Source organism: Thermocatellispora tengchongensis (genome assembly GCF_014202315.1).
Taxonomy (GTDB): domain Bacteria; phylum Actinomycetota; class Actinomycetes; order Streptosporangiales; family Streptosporangiaceae; genus Thermocatellispora; species Thermocatellispora tengchongensis.
In genome coordinates this window covers 170,738-183,392 of record NZ_JACHGN010000016.1, presented here as the reverse complement: position 1 = coordinate 183,392, position 12,655 = coordinate 170,738, and the positions used below count along the sequence as shown (strand labels likewise).

The following is a 12,655-nucleotide window of genomic DNA, read 5'->3' as shown; positions in this document are numbered from 1 at the left end:
CGACGAAAGAGGAATCTGGCAAGCTAGATCCCGATCCATCGTTCCGCCCGGTCCGCAGGCGGGAGGGCTACCTGCCGCTGGAGGATCTCGGCCTCATCGGGGACGGCGCGACCACGGCGCTGGTCGGCCTGGACGGCTCGATCCCGTGGCTGTGCCTGCCCCGCTTCGACAGCGAACCGCTGCTGTGCGGCCTGCTCGACCCGGCTGGGCCGCTCTCTGCAAGACCTCATCTCGATCGTGGCGGGGTTGCGCAAGCGCGGCATCGGCTTCCGTTCCCTGCACGAGGCGCTCGACACCACCACCCCCGGCGGCCGGCTCGTCTTCCACGTCTCCGCCGCGCTCGCCGAGTTCATCCGCGAGCTCATCGTGGAAGGCGCCCACGAGGGCCTGGCCGCCGCCCGCGCCCGCGGTCAGCGCCTGGGCCGTCCGCCGGCCATGACGGCCGAGCAGATCCGTCACGCCCGCGACCTGCTCACCCGGCCGGAGAACACCGTCTCCTCCATCGCCCGCCTGCTCGGCGTCAGCCGCTCGACCATCTACAAGTACGTCCCCGAACTTGCGACAGGCCACTTTGCCGTCGAACAGCCAGCGAGGCGAGCCGAGCTGGAAGCGGGAAGCTGATTTCCCAGTTCAGGGCCTAAATGGCGGCTGGAGCCACGTTGGTCAACGGCACCCCCACATGCCAAGGACGGGAACGCCACCACGGCGCCACCCCACCCACCGCCCGCCCCGCCTCCCGCACCGGCAAGACGCCACCGCCATGTTCATCGTGCTGCACATGCTCACGCTGGAACGAGCAGACCGCAAACCGGTCAGCGCCCGGTCAGCGTCCCGCTTCGCTTTCCTGCGAACACGGCCGGGACTCGCCCACGACCCGCCCGGAACCGTGTCCACCGTGCCGGCCCCGGCCCGGCCCTTGCGCACCCGGCTCATGACGATCAGCTGGGACGCAAGGTCCGGTTCTTGAGCTTCATCGTCCATGCCGGATGCGTCAGGCGGTCAGGCCGGCACTGATCAGCCAGATGTGCTCGCAGGTCGAAGATGCCTTCTGCAACTTCTCCCGGGACTCTTGCGAGGCGTGGTAGAAGGTCCGCTCGATCATCCAGCACAGGGCGCCCGCCATCGCCGACGCCTGATCCGGTCCGGTGCCGGCCTGAACGCCGGCTCGTTCCAAGACAGCGGTGATGGCCTCGATGAACAACTCGGCCGTACGGCTCCACAGCTCGCCGATCTCCGGCACGGTCAGCGACAGGTCGATCGCCGTGCGGAAGACCGGACCGTGCTCATTCCACAGCTCGACCGTGCGCCGCATCGCCGCCGCGATGGCCTGGCGCGGCTCCTCGGTCTGCGCGGTGACCCTGGACCGCTCCCACAGGTGCTCGACGGTCCGCGCCACGAGCGCCGCGACCACTTCCTGCTTGGAGCCGAAGTAGAAGTACAGGGCGCCGCGTGTGATGCCGGCGCCCTGGGCGATGTCGCCGACGGTCATGGCGTCGTAGCCCTTCTGCGCCAGCAGGGCTTCGCAGGTGTCCAAGATGGCCCGCTCCCGGACATCGCCCTTGCGTTCGGCGGCGCGCCGGCTCCGCGCCGGGGGGTGGCCGGGCATCAGAGGTGAGCCCCCTCGGCGAAGTCGGTCGTACGGGACAGCGCCTCCCACGCGCGGATGTCCTCGTCCACGGCCGCGCGCGCGGCGGTGACCAGTCGCAGCGCGTCCGAACCCAGGACGAGATGGGCCGGCGGCCGCTCGACCGACGCGATGTGCACGACGGCCTCCCCGGCCTTGGCCGGATCGCCCAACTGGTTCCCGCTTGCCTTCTGCCGCGCTTCACGGATGGGAACGAACAGCTCGTCGTAGTCGTCGATGAACCGCGCCGCGCGGGTCATGGACCGTCCGGCCCAGTCGGTGCGGAAGGAGCCGGGCTCGATCGCCGTCACGTGGATCCCGAACTGCGCGACCTCCTTGCCCAGTGCCTCGAGGATGCCTTCCAGGGCGAACTTGCTACCGCAGTAGGCCGACATGCCGGGCACGGCCATGAGCCCGCCCATGGAGGTGACGGCCATCAGGTGCCCGCGGCGGCGCCGGCGCATGTGGGGGAGTGCCGCCTGCAGGGTGGCCACCGTCCCGAACACGTTGACCTCGAACTGCCGCCGCACCTCGGCCAGCGGGGTTTCCTCGAAGATGCCCTCCACGCCGTAACCGGCGTTGGCGACGACGACGTCCAAAGGGCCGGCGCTCTGCTCTGCCTCCGCGACCACACTCCAGACGGCGTCGTCGTCGGTCACATCCAGGATGCGGCCATGAGCGTACCCGGGGGCGAGCCCTTCGAAGGCCCGCAGGTCCTCCTCCGAGCGGACCGTTCCAACGACGGTGTGCCCGGCGGCCAAGGCGGCCTGGGCGAAGGCGCGCCCGAGGCCCGTACTGACGCCGGTGATGAGCCACTTCTGCTTCTGCACTGCTCCTCCAGGGAGGACTCGAAAAAGGGGCTGGACCGCGCTGCCCTCTCGGCTCAGAATCTACACGATGTCGATTTTTATCGCCACCGTGTAGATTCTGGTGACGCCTCCCGGCTCAGCCGGCCTCCCTGTGACGACCTTCCCCAGCACGAGCAGAGGCCAGAGGCGTACGCGGCCAGGTGACCATCCGCTCGCGGGCACCAAAAGCCTGAGCCATAGCGGTAAAGCGCAAGCCGCCGCCGTAGCCGGGCTGCCGGCCGGATGTGCCTGACCTGCGGCGATACAAAGAGCCTGGACGGCAGTGGCGAGGCGTCCACGGCGGGGATCACGGGCGATGACGAGCCGAGGTTCGGCCACGGCCAAGGACGGCGGCCTCTGTGGAGCGAGCGCGATCGCGATGCCGAGCGCATCCGGGACGCGTTGCGTGGTGCCGGCCTGATGAGCGGTCGGCCGCCAGGGCATGGTGCGGTGCGGTCGGCGGGGGCGGCACCGCTGGATGAGGTCGGCGTCGGCGGTGAGGCGGGCGGAGGTCTCTTCGCCGAGACGGTACGAAGCGGTCGAGGCCGGCCAGGTGCTGGTGGCGGCTCCTGGCCTGGAGCTCGGGCGCGGTGCGTCCGGCTTGCGCGAGGTGCTGGAGCGCTGAATGACGCAGCTGATGCAGGGTCCACCCTTGGCGGTGCGGGTCGAGCCATGCGGAGGCGGTCTTGAACAGGTATTCGGCACGCGGGTACGGGTGCCATAAACGGACGTGTCACCAGCCGCGTCGTGGTGCGCCAGGTCCACGACCAGGTCGCGGCCGGCGATTCGCCCGGCCGGGCTTTCTCCTTCCAGGAACTGGCCGGCGATCCGGGTGCCGCACCGGCCGAGGCGCGGGAGGCGATCTCCTGCCTGAACCGGATCGCGGAGGCTTCGGGGTTCGTGCCGCTGATCAAGGACACGTCCGCAGAGGTCTCGGTCGATCCGGAGACCGCCGCTGTCGCCCGTCATGCCTTGGACGAGCTGGAGCGTATGGGGAGCTGACATCTCACGTCCGGCCGTCCCAGGGCCTTGACGGGGCCCGGGGCGGTCAGTTCGCGGCGGTCTGCTGGTCGTGGTCGCGCAGCATGCGCAGGACGGTCGCGGCCGAGGGGTGACGGCCCTTCTTCTTGCCGCTGGTGATGACGAGCCGGGCGGCGATGTCCCGCACGCCGAGGTCCTGGTCGCGCAGGTACAGGGCCATGGGCAGCATGTGCTCGCCGGTGACGGCGGCGCCGACGATGGCCTTGCCGCGGACGCGGGCGGATTGTCGAGCCGGGTGTCCAGGGACCGGCGGACGGTGGAGGCGCGGGCGCGGCCGATCCGCGCGTGCCCGCACGGTCCGGCGTCGGCCGCGACCGGGCGGGGCAGTTCGATCCATGGTGTGCCCGGCTCGCGGATGGCCGGGGCCGGGACGTTGAGCGCCTTGGCGAACGCGGGCACGAGCCGGAAGCGGGCGGTGTGGCACCGGACGGCGACCTTGCCCTCACCGGTCCGCCAGGGAGAGCCGGCCGGGGCGGCGCAGGAGGTCATCGGGCAGGCGTGGGCCTCCACGCGGAGGAAGTCGTCGTCGTGCACCCGGAAGTGTTCCATGAGACCGTTTCAGACGGCCACCCGTTCGCACCGGCTCATGAAACAGGGTTCGCCCTGGACGTGCCCGGCCGGAAGCCGCGTTTCATCGGTGCTCGTTTATGAAACACCTCACCAGCCCGCACGACCGCATTCATGCCACTTCCTCCTGGCCCGTGCAGCGCACGTCGTCGCGCGCGGTGAGGTGCCTGGCGGTGTCCAGGGTTTCCTGAATGTACTGGGCGAGGGTGTGTCCGTCGCGGTCGGTGACCCAGCGTTCGCAGGCGATCTTGAACGCGGCGAGCCCGATTTCCGCGGCGAGTGCTGCGGTGGTGGTTTCCAGACCGCGTTCGCGCAACGCGCGGGCGAGCGTGGAGGCGAGTGCGGCGAGTTTGGCCAGTTCGCGTTCCTGGAGTTCGGGGTTGGCGGCAATGACGGCCTGGCGTTGCCGTACCAGGTCTGCGCGTTCTTCGAAGACGGGAGCGGCTTCGATCAGGGCGTGGTTGACGACCTCCAGCGGCGCGAGAGCGCCGGGGGCGGTGGCCGCGGCCTTCGCGAGAGTGTCGGGGAGGGGGTTGTCGCCCGGGAAGAGAACTTCCCGTTTGTCGGCGAAATGCCGGTAGAACGTCCGTTCGGTGAGCCCGGCGCGGGCGGCGATCTCCGCGACGGTGGTGGCGTCGAAGCCCTGGTGGTTGTAGAGCTCCAGCGCCGCCTTCTCCAGGCGGCCTCGTGCGTCGGGTTTCCATCGGCCCATGCTCCGATCCTACACGCTGATGACATAAGCTGACATCATAGTGATGACAGGGGCTGACATCGGTGCTATGGTGATGTCACGAACTGACATCGGGGCCCTGCCCCCGGTGGGGAGCCCGCAGCAGGAAGGCACACACCATGCGCGTATTCGTCACCGGAGCCTCCGGACACGTCGGCTCGGCCGTCGTCCCCGAACTCCTCGCAGCGGGACACCAGGTCGTCGGCCTGGCCCGCTCGGACAAGTCCGCCGCCGCGTTGACGGCTGCCGGTGCCCAGGTGCACCGAGGCGACCTCGACGATCTCGACAGCCTCGCCGCAGCCGCCGCCGCGGCCGACGGCGTCATCCACCTGGCCTTCAAGCACGACGCCATGTTCGCCGGCGACTTCGACGGCGCGGTCGCGGCGGATCTGCGCGCCATCGAGGCGCTCGGGGACGCGCTCGCCGGCACCGGCAAGCCTCTGGTGACCACGTCGGGAACCATGCTGCTCGCCTTCGCGGGGCTGCAAGAGGCCGCCACCGAAGCCGACGTGATCGACGCAGGGCCGCGGATCGACGCCGAGAACGCGGTGGTCGCACTCGCCGAACGCGGCATCCGCTCGTCCGTCGTCCGGCTTGCTCCGACCGTGCACAGCGCGCTTGACCACAACGGCTTCATCCCGGCCCTGATCTCCCTCGCCCGGTCGAAGGGCGTCGCCGCCTACGTCGGTGACGGGGCCAACCGCTGGCCCGCCGTGCACACGCTCGACGCGGCAAGCCTGTACCGGCTGGCGCTGGAATCCGCGCCGGCGGGTTCGCGGCTGCACGGCGTCGACGACGAGGGGATCCCCTTCCGGGAGATCGCCGAGGCCATCGGCCACGGGCTGAACCTGCCCGTGGTCAGCATCCCGGCGACGCAGGCCGAGGCTCACTTCGGCTTCCTCAGCGGCCACGTCTCGGCCGACAACCCGTCCTCGAGCACGCTGACCAGGGACCTGCTCGGCTGGAAGCCCGTCCATCCCGGCCTCATCGACGACCTCCGTCAAGGCCACTACTTCGACGCCCCGGCCACCACCACACCCTGAGCCCGCCCCATCTCCATCCCGCCCTATCTCCGCGCTCCATCCAGGCCCTGCTCGGCTGGTCACCCAGCCACCCGGGCCTCCTCGAAGACCTGGGGTGCGGCGACTACCTCGCCGCACCGACAGCCTGACTACCATCCCGTGTCTCTGACCGCAGACCCCACCCCAGGAAGGAAGAACCATGCCCCGCTCCCGTCCCGCGATCGACAGCGAACTGGCCGCAGCACTCCAGGCCATGCCGATCGGCCCGAACGGGATCTTCGACCTGACCGACATCCCCGCGACACGCCAAGCCGTCCGCGCGCTCGCCGAATCCATCGCCGGCACCATGCCCGACGAGCCCACCGTCACCGCCCACGAGATCCACGTGCCGCGCGCCGAAGCCCCCGACGTCCCGATCCTCCTGCTGCGTCCGCAGAACGCGCCCGGACCGCTGCCGGTCCTCGTGTGGTTCCACGGCGGTGGGCAGGTGCTCGGCTTCGCCGCCCAGGACGCCCCCTGGCTCAAGCCGCTGTGCGCGGCACTCGGCTGCGCCGTCGCCGCCGTCGACTACCGCCTGGCACCGGAAACCCCCGCGCCCGGCGCCGCCGAGGACGGATACACCGCCTACCGGTGGATCAGCGACAACGCCACCGATCTCGGCCTCGACCCCACCCGGGTCGGCCTGGCCGGCCAGAGCGGAGGCGGAGGCATCGCCGCCGCCACCGCCCTTCTGATCCGCGACCGCGGCGCAGCGACCCCCCTGTTCCAGCTGCTGATGTACCCGATGCTCGACGACCGCAACACCACCGACTCGAGCCACGAGATCACCGACATCGGCATCTGGGACCGCTCGACCAACCTCCTCGCCTGGCAGGCGATCCTTGGCGACCGCGCCGGCACCGAGGACGTCACGCCCTACCAGGCCGCCTCCCGGGCGACCGACCTCGCCGGCCTGCCCCCGACCTTCATCGGCGTCGGCGAACTCGACGTCTTCCGCGACGAGAACCTCGACTACGCCGCGCGCCTGCGCGCCCACGGCGTCCCCGTCGAGCTGCACCTCTACCCCGGCGCCTACCACGCCTTCGACCTGTTCGCCCCGCAGTCCCACCTCGCGCAGAGCTTCCGCCACGCCTGGAACGACTACCTCGTCCGGCACCTCACGAAGGCCCCGGCAACGCTGGCTGCTTCGTAACACGCAGGTCTGACGGCGGGCCTCCTGCCCGGAATCCCGCCGGCGCCTCTGAGCCGATTGCCACCCCGCTCGGCTCGGAGGCGCCTTCGAAACGAAATTGGAGTACTCCCATGCGCATGGGAGTACTTTTGCGAGCCCGCAAAGGAGCGTAAGTTCCCGATCCTGCTGGCGTTCGTGGCCCAAGCCGCGGTCGACCAGTTGGATGAGGTGGTGGCCCCGTTCGATCAGGCGGTGTCGGCTCGTGAGTCGCGGGCGAAGTCCAAGACGGACGAGGCGCTGGTCGAGCGGGCCAAGAAGGGCGAGGCCCGACAGTTGGTGATGGAGATGATCCTGCCGGTGCAGGCCGACCCGTCGATCCCCGACGATGAGGTGGGCGGGATGCTGCGCGAGCGGATCGGCATGCAGCGGCTGAGGGAGATCACCTCTGATGCGTGGAAGCCGCTGCCCCCTGAGCATGGCCGGCTGTCGGAGCTGGAGTCCTCCTACACCTGCCTGCGCCAGTTCACCCCGAACGTGCTGGCCGCGATCGACTTCCAGGGCGGGCCGGGCACGGCCGAACTAATGGAGGCGGTGGCCGTCTTGAAGGAGATGAACCGGCTCGGTGGCCGGAAGGTGCCCACGGGAGCGCCAAGCGGCTTCGTGCCCGCCAAATACGCCGACTATCTGGCCAAGGCCCGAAAGTCCGGGGAGGGCACCGCTTACCGCCACTACTGGGAACTGTGCGTGATCTTGTGCCTGCCGGCACGGTCCGGCTGGATGAAGACGAGCATCTGGCGGTGCCGCCGCTGTCGGCCGAGGACGTACCGGCCGAGGCCAAGGCGCTGAAGGACGAACTGGCCGCGATGCTGCCGTTCGCGCCGATCGCCTCCCTGCTGATCGAGCTGGATGCCCGCACGCATTTCCTTAACTGCTTCACCCACGCCGGCGGGCGCAAGCCGAGCACCTCGACCGAGACCAAGCGCACCATCCTGGCGGTGCTCATCGCGATGTCCACCAACCTGGGCCTCGCCCGGATGTCGGAAGCCTGCGGGGCGTGTTACGACGTGCTGGCCTGGACGATGGAGTGGTACGTGCGGGAGGAGACGCTGCGCGAGGCCAACACGGTCATCGTCGACCACCACTACGGCCTGGAGTTGGCCAAGGTGTTCGGCGTCGGCACCATGAGCTCGTCCGATGGGCAGCGGTTCCCCGTCCGCGGCAAGACCCTGACCGGCCGGAACATGGTCATCCACGGCGGCCAGGTGCTGTCCATCTACACCCATGTCTCCGACCAGTGGTCGACGTACGGCACGAAGATCATCGTGCCGACGGCGCGGGAGGCGCACTTCGTCCTGGACGACTTCCCGGGCAACGCAACCGACCTGCCGATCGCCGAGCACGCGACCGGCAGCCATGGCGCGACGTTGATCAACTTTGCGCTGTCCGACCTGGTCGGCAAGGCGCTGACCCCGCGGTTGCGGGATCTGACCCGGGTCACCCTGGTACGGGACGGGACCCCGACCGAGATCGCCAAGCGCTACCCGCACGCCGGGCCGCTGCTGGGCGCGCGCTGGAACGAAGACCTCATCGCCGGATGCTGGCCGGACCTGCTGCGGATGGCCGGGTCGCTGAAGTACGGCCAGGCCACCGCCTCGCTGATCGTCGGCAAGTGGTCGGCCGCCTCCCGGCAGAACACCCTGGCCGCCGCGCTGAAGGAGTGGGGCATGCTGCGCAGAACCGTGCACCTGGCCAAATACCTGTCGGACCCGGCCTTCAGCCGGAAAATCTCCCGTCAGCTCAACAAGGGAGAGAGCCTGCACGCGTTGCGCCGCGACCTGCACTACGCCCAGCAGGGGACGATCACGCGCCCGCACCTGGAGCAGCAAACCGAGCAGGCGTCGAGGCGGAACTGGCCAAGCTCGACACCAGCGGCTGGCGGCCTCTGCGGCCCGCCCAACTGCGGGAGCTGGGGTTGACCCCGTGAACTGAGATGCGGCGGATGTCGCACTCGGTCCGCGCCCCGTCAACGGCTGCTCTACGGCGAGAATTTCTGACAAATCGCTTGAGGTTCCACCAGGTGGAAGGCGCAGATTCAAGCTATGAACGACGTGACGGGTCTATACACGATCGGGTAGCTGGCCCAGCGTACGGGGCTGCAGGTGCGCACGATCCGCTTCTGGTCCGACAGCGGCATCGTCCCTCCGGTCCAGAGGTCGGAGGGCGGGTACCGGCTCTATGACGCGGAGGCGGTCGTGCGGCTGGACCTGGTTCGGACGCTTCGCGATCTCGGGCTCGGTCTTGATGCCATCCAGCAGGTGCTGGAGCAGCGAGCCACGGTGAGCGAAGTGGCGGACCTGCACGTCAAAGCGCTCGACGCCGAGATCCGCACCCTCAAGATCCGCCGGTCCGTCCTGCGCATTCTCGCCCACCGTGACAGCTCTACCAAGGAGATCGCCTTGATCAACGCGCTAGTACTACAGCCTGATTTCGTGATGTCGAAGCCAGCGTTTCCAGTAGTGGCTAGCTTGGGCGCGGGCTTGGTGGTGTCGTCGGCGTTGGGACCAGGCGAGGCTGAAGTCGAAGGGCTGCCTGATCGCGGTGGTCAGGCGTGCCAGGAGACGGCGGATCTCTGCTGGTGTGAGGTGGACCAGGCCGCTCGGACTTTTGGGGCGTGCGCGGCGGTCACGGCCAGATAGGCGTGGGCGAGCATTGCGAGGGTGATGTGACGGTGCCAGGCGTCGTAGCGCCGGACCTGGTAGTGGTCCAGGCCGGTCTCGTTCTTGGCGGACTGAAAACATTCCTCAATCGCCCAGCGGGCACCGGCCACGGCAACGAGATCCTCCAAAGTGGTGCCCACCGGCGCGTAACACAGGTAGCAGGCCAGCTCAAGCTCACCCTTGGCGTTAGGGGTGAGGCTGCGCCGTACCAGCAGCCAGCGCTGGTAGCCGGGCTCAGCCTCGAAGTGCACCGAAGCGAGCGCCCAGTCATACAGACGCTCGCCCTTGGCGCCCTTACCGCAGGAACGGCGCTTCCACGCCTCGGGCGGAGCTTGGGCCGTCGCGGTGTCCGCGCGGATCTCCCCGCCCCACCCCGTGCCGATCCATTGGCTCTTCGGCACCGCCACCACGTAGCTCAGGCGGTGCTCTTCCAGCAAGCGCCGGAACTTGTAGTCCATGCCATAGGCCTCATCGGCGGTCACCCAGGAGACCGGTACGCCCGCCTGTAACACGCGGGTGAGCATCGTCCGGGCCAGTGCGGGCTTGGTGACGAACTGCACCTGATCGGGGACGCCGGCGCGGGCGCATCGGGGCCGGTCGTCGGTCCAGGACTTCGGCAGGTACAGCTCGGCATCGATCAGCGCCCGGCCCAGCGGGGAGGCGTAAGCAAGGAAGACCCCGATCTGGCAGTTCTCCACCCGGCCGGCGGTGCCGGTGTACTGGCGCTGCACCCCGGCCGACCGGTCGCCTTTCTTGAGGAATCCGGTATCGTCCACGATCAGCACGCCGTCACGGTGGCCGAGGTTGTCCATCACGTAGGCGCGCAGGTCATTGCGCACCTGCCGGGGATCCCATCGGGCACTGCTCAGCAGGCGCTGCATCCGATCCGGCGCCGCATCCCCGGCCGCCTCGGCCAGTTGCCAGCTGTTCTTGCGCTCCACCGGGGCCAGCAGCCCGGTCAGGTACGCCCTAGCCTGGCGCCGCGGCTCCACCCGGCCGAACCGGCCCGCCACTCGGGCGAACAGCGCATCAAGCCCATCTGCCCACGCCTGAACATCATCAGCCGCTAACTCGTCCGACATGGATCAGGACTATAGATCACAAAACCAGGCTGTAGTACTAGCTCGACTCTCAGCACGGGAACGCCAGCAGATCATCGACGACTTCGTCGACAGCGTGTTCGCCGACGTCATCGATGAGGACGCCACGCTCGTCGCGGGATGGATGCGTGAACTCCCGTCCAACCTCCCGGAAGACCCGACCTCCGAACAGATCAACGCGTGGGTGGAACTGGCCGAGTTGGCGGGCGACGAGAGCTTCCGGCAGATGGTCCGCCGAATGGTCCTCAGCGGCGAGAAGAACAACCGCCTGGAGTACGGCCTCAACCTCCGGCCCCTGGTCCTCGAGCACGCAGGCGCCGCTCTGTCACGCGGAATCGCGCCGGAGTCGACCGGGGCGAACCTGATCCTGAAGCGGATCATCCCCGACGACCTTCCCGCAGAGGAAACCGCCGCCCTGATCACGTGGCTGGAGATGGTCGCCGAGCCCCGAGTTGAGCGGTACTGGCAGCTCCTGAGCATCCTCAAGGGCGAGAAACCATCCCCACCGGCGGTCCCGGCCTTCGCATGGCTGCTGGCCACACTGCGCGCACACCGCTGATCCATCCCCGCACCTTTCCGACCCCCTATTCTTCACCGCACCCATGAGGGGACAGCGATGCCGACCTTGCTCCACATCGACTGCGGCATGCGCCAGGACGGCTCGGTGACCAGGGAGATCACCGGGATCTTCGCCAAGGAATGGCGCCAGGCCAACCCCGACCACACATACGTGTACCGGGATCTCGGCGCTTCGCCGATTCCCCACGTCGACGAGGCTTCGGTGGTCGCCGGCCTGCTGCTCCAGGAAGGGCTGAACGAGGACCAGCGCCGCGCCTGGTCCGTCTCCGAGCCGCTGATCAAGGAGCTCCGCGCGGCCGACACCATCGTGCTCGGTGTGCCCATGTACAACTACTCGATCCCGTCAGTGCTGAAAGCATGGTTCGACCGGGTTACGGTTAAGGAACATATGATTCAGGAGCCGATGAGCGAGGGCCTGCTGACCGGGAAGCAGACGATCGTGGTGACCGCCCGGGGCGGCGCGTACGGCCCGGGCACCCCTCGCGAGTGCTACGACTTTCAGATGCCCTACCTGCGAGCTCTGCTGGAGCAGATCGGCCTGGACCGCAACCTCGAGTTCGTCCATGTCGAGATGACGCTCGCGCACTCTGTCCCCGCGCTGGAGCAGTTCAAATCGATTGCCGACACCTCCCGTGAGGAGGCCGCCAACAATGTGCGCAAGCCGGCCCTGGCCGGCTGAGGACGCGTTCTCCGGGATCCGACGGAAAGTTGTCGCCCGGTCCAGGAGGTCAGTCACGTAGGCCCCCACTCGAGTCGGTCACCAGCCCCAAAGTAGCGCTGTGTAACCGTGCCCGGCGAGGTGGGCACGGCGGCTTGTGGAGTGGGGCTTACCTCGGTGGAGTGTTGGTCCACTCCGCCACGGCGAACACCTGATACGAGGAAAACTCGCCTGTCTTCAGGAAGCGGTCCGGCATGTCCGCAGCCTCCAGGCAGCGGGGCTTGCCGTCGGTCGTCTCCCGGCGGGAGGGCCCGGCTGCCGTGCGGCGGCGTGGCCACCAGTCGCGGATGGCCGGAAGGCGCCCGCCGACCGGATCGACTGGTAGGTGCCCAGTTGCTTGGGCGCGGTGTACAGGCCGAGCGGGACGGTCGTCGCCGGCGCTAGGGAGATCACCCTTCCGGTACGGCCCATCGGGTCGGCCGCCGTCCCTCGGCCTTGACGCCGGGCAGGGTGGCGAGCATCCGGAACGCCGCCGCCCGCACCCGCGGCGGGGCGGGTGCCTGCGACAGCAGGGTTCCGGCCACATCGCTTAAGCGCC

Annotated in this window: 15 protein-coding genes; 9 read left to right on the top strand and 6 right to left on the bottom strand. The window is 69.0% G+C overall.

Annotated elements, in window-relative coordinates; all coding sequences use genetic code 11:
- The first annotated feature begins 237 nt into the window (after positions 1-237).
- A complete protein-coding gene (locus HNP84_RS33295; protein ID WP_312926348.1) occupies positions 238-621 on the top strand; it encodes a recombinase family protein in 384 nt (127 codons plus the stop codon).
- 370 nt (positions 622-991) lie between these two features.
- On the opposite strand, the gene HNP84_RS33290 is transcribed toward HNP84_RS33295, so the two are convergent.
- Together HNP84_RS33290 and HNP84_RS33285 are read right to left on the bottom strand one after the other, a co-directional pair.
- Positions 992-1,534 (bottom strand): TetR/AcrR family transcriptional regulator, encoded by a 543-nt coding sequence (locus tag HNP84_RS33290; protein WP_246519029.1) that lies wholly within the window; start codon positions 1,532-1,534, stop codon positions 992-994.
- A 71-nt stretch (positions 1,535-1,605) separates the two neighbouring features.
- A complete protein-coding gene (locus HNP84_RS33285; RefSeq protein ID WP_185053906.1) occupies positions 1,606-2,454 on the bottom strand; it encodes an oxidoreductase in 849 nt (282 codons plus the stop codon).
- A 765-nt stretch (positions 2,455-3,219) separates the two neighbouring features.
- On the opposite strand from HNP84_RS33285, the gene HNP84_RS33280 reads away from it, so the two are divergent.
- Positions 3,220-3,474, top strand: coding sequence for a hypothetical protein (locus HNP84_RS33280; protein ID WP_185053905.1), 255 nt, complete (start codon positions 3,220-3,222; stop codon positions 3,472-3,474).
- A gap of 46 nt (positions 3,475-3,520) precedes the next feature.
- Here HNP84_RS33280 and HNP84_RS51465 read toward each other — a convergent pair whose 3' ends face one another.
- Positions 3,521-3,682 (bottom strand): hypothetical protein, encoded by a 162-nt coding sequence (locus tag HNP84_RS51465; RefSeq protein ID WP_221337065.1) that lies wholly within the window; start codon positions 3,680-3,682, stop codon positions 3,521-3,523.
- 510 nt (positions 3,683-4,192) lie between these two features.
- Positions 4,193-4,792 carry a TetR family transcriptional regulator gene (locus HNP84_RS33270; RefSeq protein ID WP_185053904.1) on the bottom strand — a complete coding sequence of 200 codons (600 nt, stop codon included), beginning with the start codon at positions 4,790-4,792 and terminating at the stop codon, positions 4,193-4,195.
- A 137-nt stretch (positions 4,793-4,929) separates the two neighbouring features.
- Here HNP84_RS33270 and HNP84_RS33265 point away from each other — a divergent pair, with 137 nt between their 5' ends.
- The 5 genes from HNP84_RS33265 (at position 4,930) to HNP84_RS51460 (ending at position 9,699) form a co-directional block, all read left to right on the top strand.
- Complete coding sequence (locus HNP84_RS33265) at positions 4,930-5,853, top strand: SDR family oxidoreductase (RefSeq protein ID WP_185053903.1); 924 nt, start codon at positions 4,930-4,932, stop codon at positions 5,851-5,853.
- Between the two features lie 178 nt (positions 5,854-6,031).
- Positions 6,032-7,024, top strand: a complete 993-nt coding sequence (locus HNP84_RS33260; protein WP_185053902.1) for an alpha/beta hydrolase fold domain-containing protein — start codon at positions 6,032-6,034, stop codon at positions 7,022-7,024.
- Positions 7,025-7,198: 174 nt separating this feature from the next.
- On the top strand, positions 7,199-7,849 hold the full coding sequence (locus HNP84_RS33255; RefSeq protein ID WP_185053901.1) for a hypothetical protein: 651 nt from the start codon (positions 7,199-7,201) through the stop codon (positions 7,847-7,849).
- Entirely contained in the window at positions 7,801-8,979 is a 1,179-nt protein-coding gene (locus HNP84_RS33250; RefSeq protein ID WP_185053900.1) for a Tn3 family transposase, read from the top strand. Before HNP84_RS33255 ends, HNP84_RS33250 begins: the two co-directional genes overlap by 49 nt.
- Positions 8,980-9,138: 159 nt before the next feature.
- Positions 9,139-9,699, top strand: a complete 561-nt coding sequence (locus HNP84_RS51460) for a helix-turn-helix domain-containing protein (protein ID WP_281396361.1) — start codon at positions 9,139-9,141, stop codon at positions 9,697-9,699.
- On the opposite strand, the gene HNP84_RS33240 is transcribed toward HNP84_RS51460, so the two are convergent.
- Complete coding sequence (locus HNP84_RS33240; protein ID WP_185053899.1) at positions 9,606-10,802, bottom strand: IS701 family transposase; 1,197 nt, start codon at positions 10,800-10,802, stop codon at positions 9,606-9,608. The genes HNP84_RS51460 and HNP84_RS33240 overlap by 94 nt on opposite strands.
- Here HNP84_RS33240 and HNP84_RS33235 point away from each other — a divergent pair.
- A complete protein-coding gene (locus tag HNP84_RS33235; RefSeq protein WP_185053898.1) occupies positions 10,801-11,379 on the top strand; it encodes a hypothetical protein in 579 nt (192 codons plus the stop codon). The two genes, HNP84_RS33240 and HNP84_RS33235, sit on opposite strands and share 2 nt — an antisense overlap.
- A gap of 57 nt (positions 11,380-11,436) precedes the next feature.
- Positions 11,437-12,078 carry an FMN-dependent NADH-azoreductase gene (locus HNP84_RS33230; RefSeq protein ID WP_185053897.1) on the top strand — a complete coding sequence of 214 codons (642 nt, stop codon included), beginning with the start codon at positions 11,437-11,439 and terminating at the stop codon, positions 12,076-12,078.
- Between the two features lie 428 nt (positions 12,079-12,506).
- Here HNP84_RS33230 and HNP84_RS55420 read toward each other — a convergent pair whose 3' ends face one another.
- Entirely contained in the window at positions 12,507-12,641 is a 135-nt protein-coding gene (locus tag HNP84_RS55420; protein WP_256863446.1) for a hypothetical protein, read from the bottom strand.
- Positions 12,642-12,655: the final 14 nt, after the last annotated feature.